The 23,552-nt window shown below is 45.9% G+C and carries 21 protein-coding genes; 8 read left to right on the top strand and 13 right to left on the bottom strand.

Annotation, left to right across the window (positions count from 1 at the left end; genetic code table 11):
- Window positions 1–102: 102 nt before the first annotated feature.
- On the bottom strand, window positions 103–945 hold the full coding sequence (locus tag JGK39_RS23975) for an SAM-dependent chlorinase/fluorinase (protein ID WP_293246056.1): 843 nt from the start codon (window positions 943–945) through the stop codon (window positions 103–105).
- Window positions 946–963: 18 nt separating this feature from the next.
- Between JGK39_RS23975 and JGK39_RS23970 the strand changes: the two genes are divergently transcribed.
- Window positions 964–1,818: a DUF3598 family protein gene (locus JGK39_RS23970; protein WP_293246059.1), complete on the top strand. Its 855-nt coding sequence runs from the start codon at window positions 964–966 to the stop codon at window positions 1,816–1,818.
- A 404-nt stretch (window positions 1,819–2,222) separates the two neighbouring features.
- Here JGK39_RS23970 and JGK39_RS23965 read toward each other — a convergent pair whose 3' ends face one another.
- From JGK39_RS23965 to JGK39_RS23955, 3 genes are all read right to left on the bottom strand, one after another.
- Window positions 2,223–2,903 (bottom strand): GIY-YIG nuclease family protein, encoded by a 681-nt coding sequence (locus JGK39_RS23965; protein WP_293246062.1) that lies wholly within the window; start codon window positions 2,901–2,903, stop codon window positions 2,223–2,225.
- A gap of 159 nt (window positions 2,904–3,062) precedes the next feature.
- Window positions 3,063–3,926 carry an aldo/keto reductase gene (locus JGK39_RS23960; protein ID WP_293246065.1) on the bottom strand — a complete coding sequence of 288 codons (864 nt, stop codon included), beginning with the start codon at window positions 3,924–3,926 and terminating at the stop codon, window positions 3,063–3,065.
- A gap of 234 nt (window positions 3,927–4,160) precedes the next feature.
- Window positions 4,161–4,955, bottom strand: coding sequence for an ABC transporter permease (locus tag JGK39_RS23955; RefSeq protein ID WP_366516003.1), 795 nt, complete (start codon window positions 4,953–4,955; stop codon window positions 4,161–4,163).
- Window positions 4,956–5,407: 452 nt separating this feature from the next.
- Here JGK39_RS23955 and JGK39_RS23950 point away from each other — a divergent pair, with 452 nt between their 5' ends.
- Entirely contained in the window at window positions 5,408–6,481 is a 1,074-nt protein-coding gene (locus tag JGK39_RS23950) for a radical SAM protein (protein WP_293246068.1), read from the top strand.
- A 104-nt stretch (window positions 6,482–6,585) separates the two neighbouring features.
- Here JGK39_RS23950 and JGK39_RS23945 read toward each other — a convergent pair whose 3' ends face one another.
- Together JGK39_RS23945 and ndk are read right to left on the bottom strand one after the other, a co-directional pair.
- Entirely contained in the window at window positions 6,586–7,077 is a 492-nt protein-coding gene (locus JGK39_RS23945) for a hypothetical protein (protein WP_293246071.1), read from the bottom strand.
- 161 nt (window positions 7,078–7,238) lie between these two features.
- Entirely contained in the window at window positions 7,239–7,688 is a 450-nt protein-coding gene (gene ndk / locus JGK39_RS23940) for a nucleoside-diphosphate kinase (protein ID WP_293246074.1), read from the bottom strand.
- A 506-nt stretch (window positions 7,689–8,194) separates the two neighbouring features.
- On the opposite strand from ndk, the gene JGK39_RS23935 reads away from it, so the two are divergent.
- Complete coding sequence (locus JGK39_RS23935) at window positions 8,195–8,950, top strand: hypothetical protein (protein WP_293246077.1); 756 nt, start codon at window positions 8,195–8,197, stop codon at window positions 8,948–8,950.
- Between the two features lie 193 nt (window positions 8,951–9,143).
- Here JGK39_RS23935 and proB read toward each other — a convergent pair whose 3' ends face one another.
- The 7 genes from proB to JGK39_RS23900 all read right to left on the bottom strand — a co-directional run bounded on the left by proB (window position 9,144) and on the right by JGK39_RS23900 (window position 17,308).
- Window positions 9,144–10,253 carry a glutamate 5-kinase gene (proB, locus tag JGK39_RS23930; protein WP_293246080.1) on the bottom strand — a complete coding sequence of 370 codons (1,110 nt, stop codon included), beginning with the start codon at window positions 10,251–10,253 and terminating at the stop codon, window positions 9,144–9,146.
- 308 nt (window positions 10,254–10,561) lie between these two features.
- On the bottom strand, window positions 10,562–11,083 hold the full coding sequence (locus tag JGK39_RS23925) for a YqeG family HAD IIIA-type phosphatase (RefSeq protein WP_293246083.1): 522 nt from the start codon (window positions 11,081–11,083) through the stop codon (window positions 10,562–10,564).
- A 270-nt stretch (window positions 11,084–11,353) separates the two neighbouring features.
- A complete protein-coding gene (mltG, locus tag JGK39_RS23920; RefSeq protein WP_293246086.1) occupies window positions 11,354–12,478 on the bottom strand; it encodes an endolytic transglycosylase MltG in 1,125 nt (374 codons plus the stop codon).
- Between the two features lie 234 nt (window positions 12,479–12,712).
- Window positions 12,713–13,288, bottom strand: a complete 576-nt coding sequence (locus tag JGK39_RS23915; RefSeq protein ID WP_293246098.1) for a DUF3727 domain-containing protein — start codon at window positions 13,286–13,288, stop codon at window positions 12,713–12,715.
- A gap of 301 nt (window positions 13,289–13,589) precedes the next feature.
- Window positions 13,590–14,057, bottom strand: coding sequence for a Holliday junction resolvase RuvX (gene ruvX / locus JGK39_RS23910; RefSeq protein ID WP_293246104.1), 468 nt, complete (start codon window positions 14,055–14,057; stop codon window positions 13,590–13,592).
- A gap of 273 nt (window positions 14,058–14,330) precedes the next feature.
- Window positions 14,331–15,650: a GNAT family N-acetyltransferase gene (locus JGK39_RS23905; protein ID WP_293246107.1), complete on the bottom strand. Its 1,320-nt coding sequence runs from the start codon at window positions 15,648–15,650 to the stop codon at window positions 14,331–14,333.
- Between the two features lie 470 nt (window positions 15,651–16,120).
- Window positions 16,121–17,308, bottom strand: a complete 1,188-nt coding sequence (locus tag JGK39_RS23900; RefSeq protein WP_293246110.1) for a F420-0:Gamma-glutamyl ligase — start codon at window positions 17,306–17,308, stop codon at window positions 16,121–16,123.
- 296 nt (window positions 17,309–17,604) lie between these two features.
- Here JGK39_RS23900 and JGK39_RS23895 point away from each other — a divergent pair, with 296 nt between their 5' ends.
- The 5 genes from JGK39_RS23895 (at window position 17,605) to JGK39_RS23875 (ending at window position 23,496) form a co-directional block, all read left to right on the top strand.
- Window positions 17,605–18,072 carry a hypothetical protein gene (locus JGK39_RS23895; RefSeq protein WP_293246113.1) on the top strand — a complete coding sequence of 156 codons (468 nt, stop codon included), beginning with the start codon at window positions 17,605–17,607 and terminating at the stop codon, window positions 18,070–18,072.
- A gap of 81 nt (window positions 18,073–18,153) precedes the next feature.
- Window positions 18,154–18,495 carry a XisI protein gene (locus JGK39_RS23890; RefSeq protein ID WP_293297577.1) on the top strand — a complete coding sequence of 114 codons (342 nt, stop codon included), beginning with the start codon at window positions 18,154–18,156 and terminating at the stop codon, window positions 18,493–18,495.
- A 109-nt stretch (window positions 18,496–18,604) separates the two neighbouring features.
- Complete coding sequence (locus JGK39_RS23885; protein WP_293246126.1) at window positions 18,605–18,958, top strand: SH3 domain-containing protein; 354 nt, start codon at window positions 18,605–18,607, stop codon at window positions 18,956–18,958.
- Between the two features lie 461 nt (window positions 18,959–19,419).
- Entirely contained in the window at window positions 19,420–22,212 is a 2,793-nt protein-coding gene (locus tag JGK39_RS23880) for a hybrid sensor histidine kinase/response regulator (protein WP_293246130.1), read from the top strand.
- Window positions 22,213–22,224: 12 nt separating this feature from the next.
- Complete coding sequence (locus JGK39_RS23875) at window positions 22,225–23,496, top strand: response regulator (protein ID WP_293246133.1); 1,272 nt, start codon at window positions 22,225–22,227, stop codon at window positions 23,494–23,496.
- The last annotated feature ends 56 nt before the right edge of the window (window positions 23,497–23,552 follow it).

Genomic DNA, 23,552 nt, shown 5'->3' with positions numbered 1-23,552 from the left:
AAGTCCTCACTACGAACCTATTAAGATGAATAAATAGGTTCGTAGTAAGGACTTTAGTCCTCTCCTAATTCAGAGGACTAAAGTCCTCACTACGAACCTGTTTTATGGTGATGGTTCGAGATGTGGAGATAATATTATTTCTATTTTATCTCCAACTTCTAGCTGCAAAACGGATTGGGCGCTGCCGCCGTTAACGGCAATTTCTAGCCAACCGTCAGAACCAATTATGGCTATTAAATCCCCTGGCTTGCTATCGCTGTACGTCTGACCGCTGGGTATGCGAATTGTATCAGAACTATGGTTAATTGTCACTGACCAATTGTTGCCCATAATGCAATTATTCGGGATATTGGTAATGAGATTGCCGAAGCGATCGACATATTGAACGCAACCTGTCGCACCTGTGGCTGTAACGGCGCAATTTGGCATCTCTAGCTGCACTAAACTCGCAGCGCGTATCGCCCTTCCCAACTCTTCCAGCGGCACCCCATTCGCCAAATGAGCGCCCGCTGCTGCGAAAATATCGCGACCGTGAAAGGTGTCGCTGGGTTCGGGTGTGCGCCAATATTGCGGATTGGTGAGCTCTACAGCGGCGATCCTCTTCGAGGGCTTCGCTAACGCACTTTCGCGACTCAACACCCCACTAAACAACCCGTTATCCGGCCCGACAAGGAAGCAACTAGCACATTTCACCGCCACCGCGCGTCTCTTGCTACCCACACCCGGATCCACAACCGCAACGTGTACGGTTTCCGCTGGAAAATAAGCAAAAGCAGCCATCAAACAAAACCTCGCCGCCGCAATATTTTGAGACGGTATTTGGTGCGTAATGTCAATCACTTTTAACTGCGGGTTGATTTGGGCGATCGCACCTTTCATCACTCCCACATAAACATCGCTCAACCCAAAATCCGTCAGTAGAGTTATAATTCTATTTTTAGACATAGATCCAAAGGTAAGAATATGGTAGCGCAGTGGGAAAACTTTCTGCAAAACTTAGGAGAATGGCACGGTTCCTTCACTCAGCTATCAACGCGGGGAGAGGTAATTCAAGATACTCCCAGCATTATTTCTCTTGAAGGACTCAACGACAACAAAACTGTGCGGTTGAAACTGCGCCGTTTCTCCCCAAATCCTAGCGGTGTCGGCGAACCCCAAGTCAGCGAACTTGTTCGAGAATATCAGAGTTTGGGACGAGATATCCTATTTTTTGAGAATGGAGATTTTTGTCAGGGAAGTATTCAACTAGCGCCTTATTCTGAATGCGGCGCCGAGTTTGGTTTTATCTACAATTATCGCCGGTTGCGCTTTGTTCAACTCTACAATACCGACGGCAATTTATCCAAACTTACCTTAATTCGGGAAAAGCAGCTTGACAAAAATGTCCCCGAACGTCCGCCTTTAACGGTTGGCGATTTGCTGGGAGAATGGGAGGGCGAGGCTGTGACAATGTATCCAGACTGGCGTTCACCCGATCGCTATTCTACTAAACTGCAATTGGATTTGCAAAATGGCGATCGCATAGTGCAGAAAATCACTTTTGGCAGCAATGCTAACGTTATCAGTTCTAGCGGCAGCATAGACGGTTCTGTGATTAATTTTAACGAAGGTGCAACGCCCGTGCAAGTTTTGCTGCTTCCCGACGGAGGTTCTTGCACTTGTCCGGTGAAAGTTGAATCCAGAAAACCTATATTTTTTGAGGCCGGTTGGTTGGTAGAACCTGACTTGCGATTTCGGATGATTCGCAGTTACAATGACAAGGGTGAATGGATAAGTTTGACTTTGGTTACTGAACGAAAAAAAAGTCGCTCTCACTAATCTGGTGAAACCGGGTTTCTTCCTATATCTCTCGTACTCAACCGAAATTTGTCGCAGAAACCCGGTTTCTCGCCACGCAACGACAGAAATTAGAGCGCACCCTAATCTGGTGAAACCGGGTTTCTTCCTATGTTTCTCGTACTCAATGAAATTAGAGCGCACCCTAATCTGGTGAAACCGGGTTTCTTCCTATGTTTCTCGTACTCAATCCAAAATTTTCGCAGAAACCCGGTTTCTCGCCACGCACCAAAGAATTGGACGCGCGGCAATCTCAGAAACCGGGTTTCTTCCTAGATTTATCGTACTCAACGCAAATTTGTCGCAGAAACCCGGTTTCTCGCCACGCAATGAGAGAAATTCGATCGCTTACTTACAACAAACGAAAGTTTAAGTAACACCGAATTTTATTCGCCGGACTTTGTTTCCTGAGTTTGCGATTGAATCACAGCACTCCAATCATCGTCATTGTTAACAACAGCTTCCAGATGCTTGTCTCCCTCCCCATCAGTTTTAGCTGCTGTTTCCAACTCTTTGGTAAGAGTAGAATCTGCCATTGCTTTACGCAATTTCAGCTTCTTTTCCTCATAGGCTTGTTGCTCTGCTGCAGACATTGCCGATCGCGCTGCTTGACCCACTGTACTCGCCCACATCTCGCTCTCGGCGCCGTTTCCAGGCGGAATGCTGCCGAGTTCAGCGATCCAAGCATCCCGCAAACTTTCCATTTCTTCCCGCTTCGGGAATTTAAAAGTTTGCACGCGCACAAAAGCACAATTTTCAGCGCCATTTTGAGCGATGTGACCGTTGATTGAAAGCAGGATATTTCGCGAATAACCTATATACTGGGTGTTGCCGGAAGTGTCGATTACAGCGTAAACGCCGGCGACTTTCGCATTAGTTGCTAAAGTGCGCCAAGTTGCGATCGACATTATTTGCGTGCCGTCATTTTCTAATTCAGAAATAGCGGTAGCTGCGCTGTGTTCTGAGTCGGAACTGTATAAAAAATTGTGCAGTCCTTCATGGGCGACAGGTACGTTTTGATGTTCAATTGCTACGTCTCGATCGGCATTCACTTGATTAGCTTCCATAAAACTTAATTCCTGAAACAAAGGTAATTTTACCTATTTAATCTTTGGTTAGAAGCTGTTCTCTATGTAAATTGTATGTCAAGAAATCATTTAAATCTTGTGGGGTGGGCTTCTAGCCCGCCCCGAACCTCCAATTTAAACGCCCAACAGCTTACGCATTTAACTTTCTGCAATTTGTTGCAATTCCTCGTCAGTCAATTTAACTTCGATCGCCTTTACAGAGTCCTCAATGCTGGATAATTTTGTCGCGCCGGGAATCGGAACGACACAGGGCGATTTGGCCATCAACCAAGCTAATACTATACAGTAAACTGAAACGTTTTTTTCGGCAGCTAAGGACGCGATCGCAGGCAGATCTTGCAAGCTAGTAGCCCGACGGCTGCCCCCCAAAGGACTCCAGGGGAAAAATGTCAGTTTTTCGGCTTCGCAATATTCCAGTACGCCGTCGGATTCCGGCTGTCTGTGCCACGGATTGTACTGATTCTGCACCGAGACAACTTCTACTGTATCGCGCGCGCGTTTGATCTGCTCTACAGAAAAGTTGGAAACTCCGATAAATCGAATCATTCCTGCTTCTACTGCTTCCTTTGCCGGCGCTAGGGCTGCTTCGATTGTATAGGCCGGATCGGGCGAGTGATATTGCCAAAGGTCGATCGGCTTTTGACCGCCCAAAGCGTCAAAACTTTCGCGAATTGTCTGCCGTAAATGGTGGGGATTGCCGTTGCGCGTCCAAGCACCTTGAGGCCGCATTAAACCACCTTTCGTTGCCACAGTAACAGCCCGAATATCTCCCGTATACTCTTGCAAAGCTTTGGCAATCAAATGCTCGTTGTGGTGTTTGTCAGATTCATCTTGGCAATAAGAATCTGCGGTGTCAATCAGAGTAACGCCCAAATCGAGGGCGCGGTGAATTACCGCAATTGCTTGCGCTTCTGGCGGCCGGCCGTTTAACGACATCGGCATACCACCCAAACCGATCGCACTGATATTAAAATTACTGTTGCCCAGTTTTTTTCTTTTCATTCGTTTGCCCTCGTTTGTGTAGTTGATTGAGAGTTTAGATTTCTAAGGATATGTAGAAATTTTACAGTTTTTTTTAGAATATAACTAGATAGGGTAAAAATATTTATCCGTCGGCTGTACTGCATTCAAACTGTATATTTTCCTGGACTATTCCCGACTGGTCAAACATTCTATCGCTTTTTTCCCTAAAAGATCGCAGACAATCTCTGGCCGCGCAGCAGTTTACCTACTTACTTAACTCGAAGCGCTGGTGTAAAAGCGGAGTGCAAATTGCCAGAAATACCGGGATAAAAATAACAGCCCGATCGCCAAAATACCAGCCCCTGCGATCCAAACCATGTCACCTCTACCCAGCATGGCTTCGGCCGGCACAGTCGTCAAGAAGGCAACGGGCACTACAAAAGTGAAGAAAAATCGATAAGCTGCGGGATAAGCGGCCATCGGAAATCTGCCAGCTTCTAACAATCCTCTGAGCACTTCGGTAACATTGTAAATCTTGACAAACCAAATGCTAGTTGCACCAAGCATAAACCAAATACTGTAAAGAGTAATAGTTCCGAATAACAGCGGGATTGCTGTTAAAAAATAGTTGCCTATTCCTACTCCCAATTTGTTAGCAGCATACAGCAGCAATAGGGCGCCGAAAATTAAATCTGGGATTCCCCAAGGGGAAACAGTGTTTGCAGATAGCCAGAATTGGGAACTGATCGGTTTGAGGAGGACAAAATCGAGAGTACCTTGCTGGACTCGATCGACAATACGGCTGAGGTTGGGCGCCAGAAAAGTTGACGAAAACCCCTGCAAAACCGTAAAAATGCCGAGTACCACTAAAGCTTGTTCCCACGAATAGCCCGAAAAACTGTAGCCAGTACGGTAGAACAGCGACAGCCCAAACCAACTACCAGCAAGGTTTCCCAGGCTGCTGAGGGTTGCGAGGACAAAGTTGATGCGGTATTCGAGCTCGGCTGCGATCGCCGCACCCCAGAACAATTTCAGTACGTGCAAATATCGTCCCATGTTTATCGCCATTTTTTGCCGTTGAAATACTTAAATTCCTTCATATTTTAAAGGTTGTGTGAAGTTAAATGGTTTACGGGCCGCTCACTTCATTATAACTTTAAGTTATTGGTACTGCATACTTAAGTAATTTTACTGAGCCAAATTATTAAGTTATTTAACAAAATTTCAGTTAAATTTACAATTTATTGATTTAAGTCAATTTCAGGCGAATACTTTTTGCCACTTATTAAGCAGCATTCATCTTTAAACACAAATAATCCCTTGATACATTTGAAATATTTATACGTTACAATGCTTCATATTATAAATTTTTGAAAATCATCTACCTATATCCCAAAGAGACGATTAGGATGGTGCATACGTACTCACGAGGAATAGGTAACGAGAAATACGTAACCATACTTACCAAGCTCGATTCCATAATATTGACTTAAGTAAACAACACGTAAGGTAACAAAAACATGGATGCTTTAACATTATCCAGACTGGGCGTCAAGCACACCAAGAGCGCAGTAGCCGAATCGCTGCGGATCAATACAGGGCTAGACATGACAACCCCAGTTACTTTTTACGGGATTGTCAACGAGCACTGCAACGTGAAATGCCGCCAGTGCGAGTATTGGCGGCTCAAAGAATATAAAGACGAAATGACGATCGAAGATTGGCAAAATGCCCTGTTGAGTGTCAAAGAATTTATCGGCGAATTTTCCATCAACTTTAGCGGCGGCGAACCTTATATTAAGAAAGGTTTTCTAGACTTGCTGACATTTGCCAACAAAAACGGCATCCACGCCGGCGTCACCACCAACGGCTATTGCATGACTCGGGAAAATGCAGCGAAAACTGTAGCGGCGCGTCCTTTTAATGTGAATATGTCCGTTGACGGGCCCAACGCAGAACTCCACGATTATTTGCGCGGTCAACCGGGATTGTTTGACAGACTTTCCAAAGGAATCGGTTATCTGCGGGAAGAACAAGAAAAACAAAACGTCTTGTTTCCAATCAACGTCAAACCAACTATCAATCGGCTCAACTTCCGCCACCTAGAGGAAATTGTAACCTGGGCGAAAGGAATTGGAGCCACGACGGTGAACTTCCAGCCAGTCAACCGCTGGACACCAGAAACCTATTCAGAATTGTGGATAGAAGAATCAGACAGGGAAGAATTTTCACAGGTAATTGAGCGCTTAATTGAGATGAAGAAAAACGGCGCGCCAATTATGAACAGCGATGAAGTATTGCGTTTGATGGTGCCTCACTTCCAGGAAGAAAAAGCTCCCGATTCGACTCGGCCTTGTCGCGTTGGACTCCGCAATTACTGGATCGATACGCGCGGCGATGTGAAGTTGTGCGATGAGTTTCCGGTGATTGGGAATGTGAAAGAAGCCAGTGCCCGCGAGATTTGGTACGGCGAAAAAGCTCAGGAAGTCCGCCGGGATACTTTGAATTGCGGCAAGCTTTGTCTGATTACTTGTGTCTCGCAAAAGACGATTTTCGACAAGGTGAAAATGGGCATGAAGTTATTGAAGAATTGAGGCTTGAGCTGTGTTAAAATTGCTGTGTTCGTGGTAGCCGGGTTTTGGTAAAAAACCCGGTTTTTTGTTTGATGAATGTATGTTCGTAGTGAGGACTTTAGTCCTCAGTTTTTTACAGACTTATAGTTGTAGGGTGTGTGACGGGTATTGTGGGTAAGCGAGAGGATTTTGGGCGCGGGCGATCGCAATTCTGTCGTTTGTCCCCAAGTCCGCCGGGGATTTAAATCCCCGTCGAGAGAGCGCAAGTCGGTTTTTAACCGACTGGGGAGATATGACAATGGTTGTTGAAAATTGTGTTTTTCAGTCCTCTTTAAGAGGACTTTTCCTATGAGACGGGGGTTTATAACCCCCGGCGGATCTGTGGGTAAGCGAGAGGATTTGGGGCGCGGGCGATCGCAATTCTGTCGTTGCGTGGCGAGAAACCGGGTTTCTGCAACAATTTTTGGTAGAGTACGAGAAATATCGGAAGAAACCCGGTTTCTGAGATTATTGTGCACCAAGACTTTGTAGGTGGCGAGAAACCGGGTTTCTGCGACAATTTTTGGTAGAGTACGAGAAATATCGGAAGAAACCCGGTTTCTGAGATTATTGTGCACCAAGACTTTGTAGGTGGCGAGAAACCGGGTTTCTGCAACAATTTTTGGTAGAGTACGAGAAATATCGGAAGAAACCCGGTTTCTGAGATTTGGGTGCGTCCAAGAAAATTTTTATTAAAACTAAGAATATCTCCCGATTAACAATCGGGAGAACATCAAAACTACTCCACAATCCAAGGACTCAAACAAGGAGTCCAAGCGCTTAATTCTTCAGCTTTAAACCAGAGACTAATTTCCTGATTCGCAGTTTCCACAGCATCAGAACCGTGAATAATATTGCGGCCGACATTCACACCAAAATCGCCGCGAATTGTTCCCGGTTCAGAATTCAGAGGATTTGTCGCGCCAATCATTTTTCTCGCCGACGCCACAACGCCGTCCCCTTCCCACACCATCGCCACCATCGGCCCGGAAGTGATGAAGTCTACCAGTCCCGCAAAAAACGGTCTTTCTTTGTGCACGCCGTAATGCTGTTCGGCTAGTTCCCGACTCGCCGTGATTAGCTTCATCCCAACTAGCGTAAAGCCTTTAGCTTCAAAACGACCGATAATTTCGCCGACGAGTCCGCGCTGTACGCCGTCGGGCTTAATCGCTAAAAAAGTCCGTTCCAAGATTAACTCCTATTGTTTTCTTAACCGATCCAAAAGACAGAGTAGCTCACAATGCACCTAAAGGCAATTCTGGGAAGAGCAAATTGTTATTTGCAGGCTTACAGGACTCACGCATTAATTAGGTATTTCTGTCATGGCTAGCTAGCCCTTGCGATCGCAATATCTGTTTTTTAATCGCAGGATCTATTTTTCATCGGTTCTGCTTAAGTCCTGACTTAGATCGTGTCCGTCTAAATACTTATCTAAGCTGCGGTTGCAACAGCCCAGATAAGTAGTCTCAGACCCCTGCAATTGCTTCACCTCAATGCTTTACGTTCGCAATGACATCTTGTAATTTGCCCTAACATGATGCAAATCACATTTTTGTGTGACGGAAAACACGCTCAATATCCGATCTAAAATACAAATATGTACGATCGCAAACACAATTACTTAGACTCACAAAAATAGATAATTAATGAAGGGATCGAGATTATCTTGAAAACAGCCACTTCGAGGAAAAAGCTATGAAAGAGATTATGGCATTTATTGCACAAAAAAAACATGAGTTTGCAACCTTGCCGTTATTTGAATTTCTAGCTAATAAAAACATTCACCCGAATCAACGACTAATTTTTGCACCTGTACTCGATCCTTTGGCTATGGGCTTGAGCGATTTAAACAAGTACGTCCTCCGAGAATCTTCCAGCAATAACAAGGTTCAGGAACTGATTAACAAATATACTTATAAAGAAAACTACTACTGGTACGGGTATCTGCAACATCTAGAGACATTGGGTTTCAACAAATTAATGAGTTACGGCGACTTAAGGCTGCTTTGGGGTGAAGAAACTAAAAAAACTCGATCGCTCTGTTCGGTGCTCGAACGCTACGCTTGGAAAGCATCTCCCATTCAAAAACTGGTGTTAGTCGAAGCCCTGGAAGGAACCGCCACAGTTTTTTGTGAAGCAGCGCTAGCAGTGATTATGGAATTAGAGAAAATCACTAAAAAAGAATATGTTTATTTGGGAGGAAGTTATGTGGGTTTGGAAAATCATCACATTTTAAATACACCGGAGATGTTGCAAGTTTTAGCAGAGATAGAACTTTCTGATGCGGAACGCCAAGCAGCTTTAGAATTAGCACAAAATGTATTTGAACTATTTACAGAAGCGATGAACGAGCTGTTCGGACACAGTACAACAAATTCTTGCAAAACTGTGCTGCAAGTATCCTCTATTTCTGCGTTCGATCGCACTCTTGACTGTTTGGACGTTTGTTAAGAAGACCGTTGAAACGGCGTCTATACAAAAATTCGCACCTGGGCGAAGGTCATTCGCGTCTACACAAACAAAACCCGGATGGTGCGCGGGTTGAAGAGTCGGCGGTTAAAATTATGTTACCTCCTTCAGTCCCTCTGAGCTCGGACATCGTTTGCGTAGATGCGAATGACCTTCCTAGGTCCTATCTTAATAATTAAACAATCACTAAGTTATCTCGGTGTACAGCGGTTTCTACGCCTGCATAGCCTAAAATTTCAGCAATTTTATCTGACTTGCAGCCTTTGATTTGTCTCAATTCTAAACTGCTATAATTCACAAGTCCCCTCGCTATTTGTTGGCCTTCAGCGTCGCACAACTGCACGGAATCATCAGCTTGAAACTCTCCTTCTACTCCAGCAATTCCAGCAGCTAACAGCGATTTTCCGCCGTGGGAAATTGCTTTGACAGCACCCGCATCTAAATACAGTTTTCCGGCTGGAATTAGCACGTTAGCTATCCAGTGTTTGCGAGCGTTTACAGGGCGCGGTTGCGGCTCGAATTGAGTACCGATCGCCTCGCCGTTCAATATTTTCTCAATATTACCAGGAAAGCAGCCGTTGGTGATGACTGTGCGTACTCCCGATGCTGTGGCAATTCTGGCGGCTTCAATTTTTGTTACCATTCCGCCGGTTCCCCAACCGCTGCGGGAATCTCCTGTTTGTACCTGAAATTCGGTGAGTTGTGCCATACTTTCGACTAGGGCGATCGGCTGCGCGTCGGGATTGCTGCGCGGATCTGCTGAATACAGCCGATCGACATCCGTAAGCACAAACAACCAATCTGCTTCTACCAAACTCGCCACCAGCGCCGAAAGCGTGTCGTTATCGCCAAATTTGAGCTCGTCTACGGCTACAGTATCGTTTTCGTTGACGATCGGAATTACGCCCAACCTCAGCAGTTGCTGAAAGGTATTGTAAGCGTTAACGTAGCCGTTGCGCTGCACTAAATCGCCCCTGGTGAGCAATACTTGGGCGATCGGCTGTTGTAGAGTAGTGAACAAGTCGTCATATACGCGCATCAGTCGCCCTTGTCCCACGGCTGCCACAGCCTGCTTCAGAGCGATATTTCGCGGGCGTTCCGTCAAGCCCAAGCGCGCGCAGCCCACTCCCACCGCACCGGAAGAAACCAACACTACTCGATGGCCTTGTTGCTGTAAACCGGCCAAAATCTCGACTAATGTAGCAATGGTTGACAGAGCTAAGTTCCCGGTAGTCGATCGAGTAAGTGTAGAAGTTCCTATTTTAACAACAATAGTTTTAGTCATCAGTCATCGGTGATTAGTTATATTATCTGCGTGCGATCGCACAGCCATCAAATTGATTTGTAGTCAAGAATGCAAGTCTTCATAGAAAGCATCTCAGTTTTGCATAGCTGGCGATCGTCCCCGACTTTACAAAGTTTGCACGCTTGATGATGCAGTCATATCATGTCTGCTCGATTAGCCCCAGTAAGGTTCGTAGTGTGGACTTCAGTCCGCAACATCAGAGCGGACTGAAGTCCGCACTACGAACAAAGCGTTTTTGTTATGCTAATCGACCGAACACGATCTTACCAATTACCAATTACCAATGACTAATTTCTGCTATCAAGAGAAGCACCCAAAGCTTGAGATACCCAAACCTCAAAAGAACGCACCGGATATTTCCGCATCGCATAGCCAGCATCAACCATTGGCTCAACTAAAATAGTAAACATACCCAAACGATTGCCGGCCAAAACATCAGTAAAAAGTCGATCGCCCACCATCGCCACCTGTTCCACCGGCAAATTCATCGCCGTCACGGCTTTTCGCAACTTGCGGCGCGACGGCTTAGCCGCACCAGTGATGTAAGGTAGATTCAAAGACTCAGCAATTCGACCGATCCGAGTCTCGCTTAAATTATTGCTCGCCAACCACAGCGATACTACTGGTTTAATTTCTGCCACCCACAAGCTGAGTTCCTCAGAAGCATTGATTGCTGTAATGGGAACGAGGGTTTCGTCCACATCCAACACTAATCCTTTAATATGATATTTCTCAAGAATATCAGCCGTTAAATTTACGATCGAATTGCCTAGAACTAAGTCTGGCTGTAGTAGTTTTCCCCACGTCATAATGATTTTAGATTTTAGATTTTAGATTTTAGATTGAGAAATAAGAAATGGAAACTTAAAGATTGAAAAAGTCAAAAATCAAAAGTGAATTATGCTGGCCTTTGCTTTGTAACTTTTGACTTTTTACTTATAGCGGTTCTCAAGCGTAGTGAGGTATGCCGGAGAACCCGGCCCATGCCCTATACCCTATGCCCTATGCCCTATGCCCTATGCACGTCGGCGGGTACCTCATCTTTCTGAGAACCGCTATGTGTATTAGTCATTGCCAATCTATTGACCCGATCGCACTTTTTGGTCAACTTGAGCCACAGCAGCATTGTGTTCGGCCAGAGTGCGGCTGAAAATGTGAGTGCCGTCGTACCGCGCCATGAAATACAGATATTCTGTATTTTCGGGAGCCAAAGTCGCTTCCAGACTGGCTATTCCCGGTGCGGCAATCGGAGTCGGCGGTAGTCCTGCATTGATATAAGTGTTGTAAGGAGAAGGCGTTTCTACCTGTTTAAAAGTCAGAGGTTTTTCCTTAGTTTGCCTGATACCGAGAGCATATTCAACTGTAGGATCAGAACCCAAGGGCATATTTTTTTTCAGACGGTTGTTGAATACCCCAGAAATCCGATTGCGCTCGGAAGCAACCACAGCTTCTTTTTCCACAATACTCGCCAAAGTTACCCACTCTTTCAAAGAAAGCTTAGTATTGTTCTGATTTTTTTGAAACACTGGTAAAGCCAGCCGCTCGAAACGGCCGAGCATTTGTTTGATGACAGCTTCCGGGCTGACTGCATCGCCGTCTAGCTGATAAGTATCCGGGTACAAAAACCCTTCCAAATGAGGCAAGCCGCTCGGCAGCCAAGGGTATTGAGCGTAGGGAACTTGACTCGCCGCCGTCATAAAATCCTTAGCCGGAAAAAAACCTTGCGCTTCAAAATAAGCGCTCATTTGTTGCAATGACCACCCTTCGGGAATCGTGAAACTCTGCTGTACGACTTCACCCTGCCAAATTTTCTCAGCAACTGCACTCAGAGGCTGAGTCGGTGACAGTTGATAAGTTCCGGCTTTAAAACCTCCGTCGCGGTTTTGCATCGTCAGCCAGCGGGCCCACATATTCCATGCTCCTGCCGATCGAATTAAGCCCGCCGCTTCCAAATCTTCGCCGATTTTTTGACTGGAAGTACCGGGGGGGATTTGAATCGAAACAGCAGCATCCTTGCCTGGGGATGTTGACTCGGCGGCTGTTTTAGGAGGGGCAGAAGCCCAGCTCCACCAAGCCCAGCCCTGCCAAGCGCCAACTCCCCAAATTATCGGCAGCAACGCCAGATAAAACAACCATTTAGAGACTTGCCGAGGAGCTTTTCGGCTCTCGCGCGCGCTGCTTTTTGTGAGTTGTTCTTTGTTCATAGTCCGTTGTCCTCGATCAGCGACGGTTAACTAACGACTAATGACTGATGATCTGCAATTAATGACCAAAAAGTTACGGATACCAGCCTTTTTCAAGACCAGATTCAACAGTCATAGCTGGCAGGGCAGAAGGTGGCCTAAGAGAAAAAGTTCGATCGACCGAGCAGTTTACTATTTTATAAAATAGTCAAAAATTCTGCTTTTTGCCTCATGCCTTCTGCCTGCAATTAATATCTAATCTAGCTCGTCAAAGAACTGGTCTTCCAGCATCGGCAACATCGGTTCCAGCCTTTGAAACTCTTCTTCCGAGAGCAATTCAGGCTTGCCGTCATCATTCATTCTTGCCAAGATAAAAAACGGATCGAGAGGCGTATAAATGGCATATTCCTGTTCTTCGTGATAGAAGCTGGTCAACCACATCAGTTCCTCAAACTCCGACTCCTCATCGGGATCGGCATTAGGCTCCAAATCCTCGTCAGGAAATTCCGGCAATTCGCCCACCACAGTGAGCGTGACTGCCGTGCGCCGTAGCTTCAAGTTCTGCTCTTCTAGAACAACTGTAGCGGTATCAAAAATTTTGTCAATTTCGGTCTCGTCTTCTACAGGAATTGCTGCTTCGTCGGTATCGTCTCCGTGCCAAGTAAAAATTTCTACAGGAGAGTCGATCGGCAGCAGCAAAGCGTATTCTTGACCTTCTAGGTTCATCGAATATTCTATGTTGCAAGTTAGCGATCGCCCAAGTTCATCCGTCAGGGTGACGGACGTTTCGTGGGAATTACCATTCTCTTTGCGGTATGGGGATGAGGACATCGCGTGTATCTTAATTTTCCGTCAATAATTCAGTAATCTTTGCTTGACAATTGGGGATTTTCGTGGTGATATTGTGCCGAGCGGGCGATCGCCAGTCCACAAACTTCAACCGCGAGACTCGCGGCATTTTCCACAGGCGAGGAGTGCAGCGTTTAAATCTCAGCCGAGTTCGCAAGCGACACTGAGGACAAATCACAATTATGTGCTGCTTCAGTACCGAGGTTCTGGGGAATTTTTTCCCATGTGTCAACGCTTACAGGTGTGCGTAGCAAACTTGCACAACTAGGATATCACGCCTCTGTTACAACCTATCGGGATTGGGAATTGCACCAATCTTTTGCCTGCGATCGTCCAGCCACTGCTGCAAAATCAAGGCCGCTGCTTTGCGATCGATCAAACCCTTATGGCGCGACGGCGACATCCCTTGAGCTTGGATCAGTTCCTCTGCACCCACAGAAGTCAGGCGCTCGTCGGCGTATTCTAGGGGGAGTTCTAAGGCGGAGGCGATGCGAGTGGCGTATTTCTGGACTTGTCGGGCTTGAGCGCCCACTTCTCCGTTGAGGGAGTAGGGCAAGCCTGCCACCAAAATTTGCACTCTCCGCTCCTCTACGATCGCCCTGAGATAAGCTACATCTCGATCGAAGGACGATCGTACCAGAGTAGCAATCCCCGTAGCGATTAAACCAGTGCCGTCACACCCGGCGATGCCGACTCGTTTGCTGCCGATATCTAATCCGAGGGCAGAAATCCATAATTTATCGTTGGACATCAATCAATCAATTTTAGATTTTAGATTTTAGATTTTAGATTTACTTCTTTCTTACCGGAATATTTTTTTTTACGAACCGCGAAGACGCGAAGAACGCGAAGGAAGAAGGGAAGAAGTTGAGTTTTTTCGGTTTGATCGTTCGGACTTTAGTCCGCATAAAGAAGAGGACTAAAGTCCGAAGGATCAAACCTTTTATTGTCCGCATAAAGAAGAGGACTAAAGTCCGAACGATCAAACCTTTAATTTAGCCGACATTATATCAGAAATTAAGTCTTATTCTTGCGATTCGCCGTCGATCGGCAACTCAGGCAATTTCAACGGCAAAACACTGCTGGCATCTGTTGCTCCCGATTCGGAATTCTGGCAGTTCAAGGGGTTAACTTGATTAGCTTGGACGTTTCCTGAGTCCAACAAAAAGGGCTTAATCTCGGACGACGCGGGCGCTGCAGCAGCTTCCCCAGCCATTGGGCCGAGCCAGGACATCCGGCCGGGTACGGGTTTGCGAGTTGGCTGGAAGCTTTGCAGCATTTCTGCTAGCTGGAGTCCTTCGAGGGAGACTAACTTGGACTCGCGCAATTTGTGCCACACAGATCGCGACATCAGCAAGCTGTGTTCCAGACGGGCGGCTCCAAATTGCTCTAAATAAGCTTCCCGTTCCGGCTGATAGTCGGCGGAAGCCAGTTGCAGGCTTTGGACTGGGAAATCTTGAACGAGGCGCGCCATTTGGGATAGCAGTTCGGGGTACAACCAAGTGTAGGCCGGGTGCACTGTCAACTGGGCGACGTGCGGCTGTTGGCCGTTGCGGGATAGCTGTATCTGAAAATAGCCGATCGCGGCTTTGCGCTGCGGTTCAAATACGTAGGCGCTGACTACCTCTGTTTTGCTCAGCCATTGTTTGACACCTTCAAATAAGGCGCCGAAGAAACTGGTTTTGAAATCTTGAATGTGCCGATCGAATACTTGACGTACTAACGGCGGCATAGACGCGGTATCGAGTTGATATAGGAATTGAGCGTCGGCGTTGCTTACCGGCAGCAGGTTGGGCAAATCTGGCGTCGCACAGGCCATTTCTTGCAGGCGTTCCGGGGCGATCGACCAATAAGTCATCTGGGCCAACGGCTGAAACCCGTTCTGCCGGTACAAAGCCAGGGAAGTTTTATCGCCGACATTCACCTCTAGCAGCCACGTCCGCGCTTCCCACACAGCCTCGAAGCAGTACCGCATCAGCATCGAACCAATGCCTTTGCTGCGCGCTTCTGGGTCTACTCCGACGCGATCGATCCGCCAAGTGCTGCGGGTGCGGTTAAAAGGAGAAATCTGAATTATGCCCTTAACTGTCCCCTCTTCTTCGGCAACATGGGCTCGAAACAGCGACTGACAAGGGTTTGGAAACAAGCTAAACAGCTTTAGCAGTCCGTACCAGCGGCGAATCTGCTGAAACTTTTTACCCAGTACCAAGTCGCAACTTGCGCCTTTGCGATTTTCTGGTTGTTCGGCTGTTTCGGCGCACAATTGTTCCATCGCCTCAATGTCGCGGTACTGAAACGGGCGAATCACAACCTGGTTTTGGTTTTGGGAGGGAAATGAAGTCATATAGAAATTCTCAAGTAAGGTATAAATTGGTTATTGGTTATTGGTTATTGGTTATCGGTTATTGGTTATTGGTATCAACAACCAGGTCAAACGTAGTGCTGGTCTTCTGTCTAGCGATCGAGGCCTGATCCCCCCTAGCCCCCCTTAAGAAGGGGGGGACAGGAGCATTCTCTTTCGTCCCCCTTGGGAAGGGGGATTTAGGGGGAAGAAGCATCAGCGGAAAACAACATATACAAAGGCTTTTAGCTTTAAGTTGACACACTTTGGTTGGCTAGTCCCTCACCAATGTTGAGAACCGTAATAGCACGAAGCTGGACAACAAAAATTAAAAAATCAAATATCTTTAAGAAAGGGGAAGAGTTAGGGAAGTTTTGAGTTCTCAACTTAGAACTTTTAATTCTTCACCCTTTCTTGGTCGATCTAAAATTAAAAATTTCAAATCATTTCTTTGACTTTTTAATTTTCAATTGTCAACTCAAGATTTTGCTCGGCAGAGGTCGAATTAAAACGACCGGTGTTCGCTCGTCAGCATTCCCGGCGGGGTTGCTTCGCAAGGCTTGCTCTAAAAATGTTACCGATAAATCGGAGGTCGCTGCTAATATCTTAACTGCTTTTAAGTCGTTAGCGTCTACGATCGCCGCCGCAAGTCCAGTTTCTCGTTGAATTTCCTCTACAACTTGCTGCGGATTGTCCGGGCCGAGGACAATAAATTGGTCGAAGGGAGGCAAAGTTCCCGTAACATCGTCAATTAGTCTGGCTTGTTCCCCTGCTAGTTGGTAAAAGACTCCCGGTTTACCGAATACTTTTGCTACAGCGCCAAGAGCAAATGCTGCAACTACGCGCCAAGGCCCAACTACATCAACCAATGTCTGCATTCCGCAAGCTGTGGCCAAACTCGACATCGGCAAGAAAAACAAGCAGACTCGCTTCGCCGCCCATCCGGGCTTGACTTCGCTGGGATGGCGGTAGCGTCCCTGCATCAAGGCTAGGGGAGTTTCTGCGAGGGCGACAATATCGCCTTTGTTGGCGCGCGGTAACACGTAACGCTTGACAATTTCCACGGGATTGTCGAGTTCGGCGAGGATGTGGGTGCGAATTGGGAAGACTTCTGCAACGCCGACATTGCGGGCGGTGGGTGCGGTGTCCGAGTTGGGAAATTGCAGCGGGACTACTACGTTGCGGACTCTGGGGATGCGCCCGCTTGGGCCGTAGGTGATGTAATGTATTTGCACCCAAGCTGATTGCAATTTGTTTAAGTCTTGCCCTTGAATGTCTACAGAAACTTTAATTTTTGTGGTTTTTTTGGCTTTAACAATATAGCCGAACCAGTAATCGTCTGCTCTTGCTTTTGCGTCTTCGTGACAAGGAATCACTTTTGTCTGGGAAGTCACGCCATCCAAACTTCCGTCTGACAGCAGTTTCACCTGTGCCTGCACATCTGGCAACATAATCTCGAACCGCTGTGTCAGGTTGCGGAATTCCATTTCGCCAACCAACAGATAGCGGTTGGGTTCGTTTATGGCTAAGTGCCATTCTCCGGCTGTAAGTTCTAGTTTATTTGCACTCCCAGTCCGGCGATAGTTCAACTCTAGGCCCAATCCGCCCAATGCCAGCAGCGAACCGGCTGCTGCGATTCCTGTTGCTAAAGTGTCAATCACTCAAATCACCGCCAATAATATTTTGTGTTTACTGTAGTCGATCTCGGGTACTTCGAGATCCGATCCGGCAGTAATTGGATTTGCTGGGTTTGTTACGGGCGATCGAAGTTAATCCGAAACTGTAGGAAGCGTGCGATCGCCCGTCGGTGGCAGAGTTGAAGATTGACACGGGCGATCGGGCCCTGGCAACACCGACAATTCATCTTACAGTCGCGGAGGCAGTCAATAAAGAGGTTTTCTCAACTATAATTCATATATTCAGTTTGAAAAACACCCAACTTAAAGGAATCTAATCAATGCGCGCGATCGAGCCTAAAACTATTGATATAGTTTGCCCTTTAATCAGCGGCAACTATCTAGATAATCCAATCAAGGTAACAACCAAGTCCCCCAAGACTTATCGCAAAGCGGTTTATCTAATAGCGCAATTTTTCCGCCGTGAGTTTGGCTATGATTTTACTCAGTATGGTTATGAAGGCGAAGAAACAGACCCAAATAGTGTTGCATTCCTCTGGATTCATCCTGAAGCTGAAGGCTATTCCAAAGAATTTAAAGTACCGTGTATTGGAGCGTGCTGCTTTAGACTTCGACCGTCAGGTTATGGGCTTCAGTGGATTTGGTTGCATCCATACTTGCGCCGGCAGGGGCTGCTATCAGATACATGGCCCGAGTTTATTAATGAATTTGGAAAATTTAGTGTAGAGCATCCTTTGTCTGATGCAATGAAAGCGTTCTTGAACAAGCATAATTTTGAGTATCGATGAGTTGAGTATGGAAGGTCGATACCCCTTGAGTTAAAATGTAGAATATCAAATTATCTCATCTCGCGGGAAGGTAGTTGAGCGATGGATAAATTAGAGTATTATCGTCATTTGATTCGGAAAGTTTTAACCGATTATTATGAGTTGGACGCAAAATCTACCAATTCAACGCTAGAAAGTGCGCTGATTTTTGACGAAGAACATGACCATTATTTATTGATGGTAATGGGTTGGCATGGGGAAGAACGGATTAAGGGAAATACTATTCACGTGCGATTGCGGGATGGCAAAATTTGGATTGAGGAGGATTGGACAGAAGATGGGGTGGTGACAGATTTTTTGCAGGCTGGGGTTTCGCGGGAAGAGATTGTTTTGGCGTTTCATCCACCGCATTTACGGCAATATACAGAGTTTGCGATCGCTTGATTGCTTAATTGTGCGATCGCCCATCTAACCATCTAAGTTAATTCACTCATTTTCATATCACTATTCAGTTTTGGTCTCACCTATGAAACCTGTGAAAATTTGCGTTTTCATGCTTCTAAAAATCGCCACTCTAGCTATCTTCGCTCCACAAATCACTAAAAGCGTCAGCGCTCAATCCATCACAGATAAAAGCTGTGTCGCCGATATTGTAGGTGAAGATATTGGCTCGCAAGTTAATATCAGATCTGGTGCAGGAAGCATTTTTAGCGTTGTAGGCACTGTATCGGTAGGAAATCTAGTGATTGTCGCTAATGACGACCAAAATAAAAGTGCTGTCGTATCTCCACTCAGTCGCAAAGATAGTGAAGGAAATGTCTGGTATTTGACGACAAGATTGAGAGCAAGTGAGTACAAAGGTTGGATCAAAGCAGACTTTTTGAGACTGAGATGTCCCAATCCCTAGGTGTGGCGCTCAAAAAGAGGAGGCACTCTGCACGGACTTTCTCTTTTATTTTACTTTAAATATACGATCGCCCAAAACACTCGATCGCACTTACCTGAGTCTATTTGCTTAAGTATTCGCAGCCCACAATTAAGTATCAATTCGTCCCAAGTCCTACGAGAATTTCCTGATATTTATTTAGCAGGACAGCGCGAACAACACCTCAAAAACGCGCTTGCTTCATCAACCCCTTGTCTCCGAGGAACTTAGAGAAACTTATAGAAGTGTGGCTGTGCGGGCGAGGTATTAAATTCATTGGGCCAAATATTGGCTTAAATCATTTTTGGGTTAATATCGATACATAAACACCAATTAGGTGCTACTACAATAAGGGCGATCGCCCAATAAATATCTCTTAAAAAAATGCCTAAGTGTAGTCGAGCAAAAATAATATCCGCCTTACTGCAATAACGAGCTGCCCTATGTCATCATCCCAGCCTTCAATCTTCAAGAAACTGATTGGTAATGCGCCGCTGCGAACCGTGTTGATTGTTCCCTTCGTGCTACAAATTATCGGTGCAGTCAGCATTGTTGGCTACTTATCCTTTCGCAACGGACAGAAAGCCGTCAACGATTTGGCATCTCAACTGCGGACTGAAGTCAGCAGGCGCATTAACCAGCATTTAGACAGCAAACTCAACACAGCCCGTCATCTTGCTCAGGTGAATGGTGATGCCTTCGACGTGGGATTGCTCGATCCCAAAGATTTAGATAATATGGCTCGTTTCTTCTGGAAACAAATGCAATTGTTTAATGTCGGCTACATCAGCTTTGGTGCTCCAGGAGGCGAGTATGCGGGTGCTGGATATCAAACCGATCAAAATATTATTTCTGGCATCAGCAATCCAAAGCAACGTGGCAATCGAGATCATTACTTTTACAATACAGATAGTCAGGGCAATCCCACTAAGCTTGCTGAGATATTTAAAAATTTTGAGTTCGATAAAGAACCGTGGTACTCAAACACGGTTAAAGCTGGAAAACAGACATGGGTTTTATATCAGTGGACAACCACGCCTTATCCTCTGTCTGTTTCTGCAAACAGACCGATTTATGACAAGAACAATCAACTAATTGGTGTCATCGTCATCGACCAGCGTCTTTCGGAAATTAGCGATTTTTTGCGTAAATTGAAAGTCAGTAAATCGGGCAAAACGTTTATTTTGGAACGCAGCGGGCTAATTGTTGCGAGTTCCAGCACCGAGCAACCTTTTAAATTGATTGATGGCAAGCCTAAACGGTTAAACGCATCAGAAAGTAGCGATGTGCTGATCCGATCGACATCTCAATATTTAGTTAAGCATTTTGGCGATCTCAACAAGATTAAAGATAATCAACAGCTTGATTTCTTGCTGAATAAAGAACACCATTTTGTCCAAATTTTACCCTGGAAAGATGAGTGGGGATTGGATTGGTTGGTAGTTGTGGCGGTTCCTGAATCGGATTTCATGGGGCAAATTAATGCTAATACTCGCACCACGATTCTATTCTGTATCGGCGCTTTAATTGTGGCGACGATTGTTGGTTTTTATACTTCCCGCCTGATTGCTGAGCCGATCGCACAATTGAGCAAAGCATCACAGGATTTCGCCTCCGGGAAATTCGATCGCACAGTGGAAGTCTCCGGGAAAAATGAACTGGGCGTGCTTTCGGAATCCTTCAACGACATGGCGCAGCAACTGCGCGACTCTTTTACAGCCCTAGAAAAAACCAACGCGGAACTCGAACAGCGCGTCGAAGAACGCACCGTCGAACTCAAAATAGCAAAAGAAAAGGCAGACGGCGCCAACCGCGCCAAAAGCGAATTTTTGGCTAACATGAGCCACGAATTGCGGACTCCCCTCAACGGGATTTTAGGATACGCGCAAATTCTCCAGCGCAGCGAACCGATGACGCAAAAAGGACGGGGCGGCGTTGATATCATTTATCAGTGCGGTTCGCACCTGCTAACGCTGATTAATGATGTGTTGGATTTGTCGAAAATTGAAGCCCGGAAACTCGAACTGCATCCCGCCGCTTTTCACCTACCGTCATTCATCCAAGGTGTTGCCGAAATCTGCATGATTCGCGCCCAGGAAAAAGCAATTTCCTTTGATTTGCAGATTGATTCGCAACTCCCGACAGGGGTTTTGGGTGATGAGAAGCGTTTGCGCCAAGTGCTGCTGAATTTGCTGGGAAATGCGGTTAAGTTTACGGAAAAAGGCGGAGTTATTTTTAAGGTTGATGTCATCAAAGCTGATGAGTTGTCTGACTCTAATTATCACTTAAATTCCAGTCAACAAATATATAAAATTAGCTTTCGAATTGAAGATACAGGCCCGGGAATGACACCACAACAAGTTAAGAAGATATTCTTGCCTTTTGAGCAAGTAGGTGATATGAAAAAACAATCGGAAGGCACTGGATTGGGACTCGCGATCGGTCAAAAGATTGTGGGGTTGATGCAAAGTGAAATTCTCATAGAAAGCCGTGCGGGATTTGGCAGTATTTTTTCTTTTCAAGTGTCACTCCCGGAGGCTTTAGATTGGGCTGATAGTTCTAGAATTGTGGAACAAGGGGCTGTTTTGGGCTACTTGGGCGACAAACGCAAAATTTTGGTGGTGGATGACAGGTGGGAAAATCGGGCTGTGTTGGTGAATTTGCTCTCACCGATCGGCTTTGAGATAATTGAAGCGGCTGATGGTAAGGAAGGACTTGAGATCGCTTTAGCCAACTCACCGGATTTAATCCTCACCGATTTAGCTATGCCGGTGATGGACGGGTTTGAGTTGTTGCGCCAAATCCGGGTTCATCCTAAACTGAGAGATGCGATCGTGCTAGTGTCGTCTGCAAGCGTGTTTGAGATCGATCGCCAAAAGAGCCTGGATGCAGGGGGAAATGATTTTTTGCCGAAACCGGTGCAAGCAGAGGTGTTGCTGGGCTTAATTCACAAATATTTGCAACTGGAGTGGGTGTATGACGACACAGTGGATGCGGGTAAAAAAGCGCAAAATGCGATGCCAAATGAAATGCAGATTCCGGCGATCGAGATTTTGCATTTGTTAAACGAACAAGCTCAAGCTGGCGATTTGGACGCAGTAATCGAGATGGCCCAAGAGATTCAAACAGCAAATCCCGAACAGGCGATTTTTGCGAATAAAATACTCGTTTTAGCAGAAAAATTTAAAGTCAAAGAACTTCGGGCATTGATTGAAGAACATTTATCACAAGGGTAAGGAAAAAATATCATGATTGAATCAGATAAAAAATTTATTTTGATCGTCGATGACAGTTCCACCAATTTGTCTGTGCTGTCGCAGGCATTAAAAACAGCAGGCTACAAAGTGCGAGTTGCAGCGGACGGGGAATCGGCGCTGGCGATGCTGGAAAAATGTGCGATCGATCCGGCAAAAAACCCTTTCCCAGAACTAATATTGCTAGACGTGCAAATGCCGGGAATCGACGGCTTTGAAACTTGTAGCCGCATTAAAGAGAACCAGGTAACAAAGACAATTCCAGTCATTTTTATGACGGCCTTAGCAGATGCCGAAAGCAAGATTAAGGGCTTGTCATTAGGTGCAGTGGATTACATCACCAAACCTTTTGAACAAGACGAAGTAATTGCCAGAGTTAACATTCACTGGCGGCTCAAACAGTTGACTGACAATCTGGAACAGCAAGTTACACAACGCACCTGCGCTTTGCAACAAGCCCAAGTCCAAGTAGTGCAGCAAGAAAAACTATCCGCCCTGGGCCAACTCGTGGCCGGAGTCGCCCATGAAATTAACAACCCGCTGAGTTTTATGGTGAGCAACATTGCGCCAGCTAAGGAATATCTTGCTGAGATTACAGAAGTTCTTAGCCTCTATCAAAAACACTACCCTGAACCTCCATCAGATATTGCTATCAAGATTAAAGACATAGATTTGGAGTTTGTGATTGAGGATTTTTCTCACCTATTGAATTCAATGCAAATAGGCACTGAACGCATTAAAGATATTTCGCTGTCGCTGCGTAATTTTGCTCGTTCGGATGGAGATATTCCTAGTGCGATCGATTTGCAGGAGACTTTGGATAGTACATTGTTGCTGTTAAAACACCGACTGAAGAATCAAGGATCTCGCCCTGACATTGAAGTTATCCAAAACTATGGAGAATTGCCGCCGATTAAATGCTATCCTGGGCCGATGAACCAAGTGTTTATGAATTTGTTGGCCAATGCGATCGATGCTGTGGAAGATGCTTGGGAAAAAGACCATCGTCCTCTGAGAATTACTATTAGCACGGAAGTTTTGCGCGAAAGTGCGATGGTCCGAATTGCGGATAACGGGTTGGGAATGACGGATGAGATTCAACAACATTTGTTTGAACCTCTGTTTACTACAAAAGCGGTGGGTAAGGGCACTGGGCTGGGATTGTCGATTGCTCGGCAGATTGTGACGGATAAGCACTGCGGTAAATTGTTCTGCAAGTCTATCGCCGGGAAAGGTACTGAATTTGCGATCGAACTTCCTATTTAATTTTAATATTATTTGCGGTCAATTATCCTTGGTTGGTAGTGATGACTTTAGTCCTC

Source organism: Microcoleus sp. PH2017_12_PCY_D_A (genome assembly GCF_020738565.1).
In the GTDB taxonomy this organism is placed as follows: Bacteria; Cyanobacteriota; Cyanobacteriia; order Cyanobacteriales; family Microcoleaceae; genus Microcoleus.
The sequence above is the reverse complement of the archived record's forward strand: the minus strand, read 5'-3'. Positions and strand labels throughout refer to the sequence as shown.